The 692-nt window shown below is 40.0% G+C and carries 1 protein-coding gene; it reads left to right on the top strand.

Features of this window, described 5'->3' with window-relative positions:
• Positions 1-397 precede the first annotated feature (397 nt).
• On the top strand, positions 398-692 hold a 295-nt coding region (locus R7190_RS27625; protein WP_318137899.1), incomplete at its 3' end, for an NUDIX hydrolase.

The raw sequence follows: 692 nt of genomic DNA, 5'->3' as shown, positions 1-692 counted from the left end.
GTGGCCAAATAGTCTTTGGTGTGGTTCGACGCCAAGCGCTTATGAGCCGGGCGTAGGTTCTGCATGGACTCATGCGTGGATAAAGCTATAAAGTCATACTAATCATAAATGGGGTTTATTGTTTTCGAATAATAAGCCCATTTTTGTTGTTTTAAATATGAGAACCCACAAAATACCTATGACTTTATCCTGACATTCTGCTTATATAACTGGCAGAATTGCGATCAATATTTCACGTTTTGTCTGATTTTTGTCAGATTTACATTAAGAATTTTCTCCGATGACTTTTTTGACTTGTGCATCATATGCATAACTCGTTACTTAATTTATGTCGAAAAATATTGGTAATACTGCCATCATGCATTGGTCATTATTCTCTTCATTAAAGGTTTATCTTGTGCTGAGACAGTTGTTTTTTCTCACTCTCTTTTCTGCTTTGCTTTCTACGTCTTCGATGACAATGGCAAAATCGGTATCCGGTGCGTCATTGAATGGAATTAAAGGCGCGCTCTGTGTTGTTCGAGCCGACGATAAGCTTGTACTGGTTCATGAAATTCTCACCAACAAAATCTCCTTGCCGGGAGGTACTATTATTGAAGGTGAATCTCCAGAAATTGCCGCGCAACGAGAAACGTGGGAAGAAACGGGGCTTGCAGTAACTGTCGGTAACGAGTTGGGTAGAACCTCAACTG

The organism is Vibrio sp. 1078-1 (assembly GCF_033340475.1).
The sequence above is the reverse complement of the archived record's forward strand: the minus strand, read 5'-3'. Positions and strand labels throughout refer to the sequence as shown.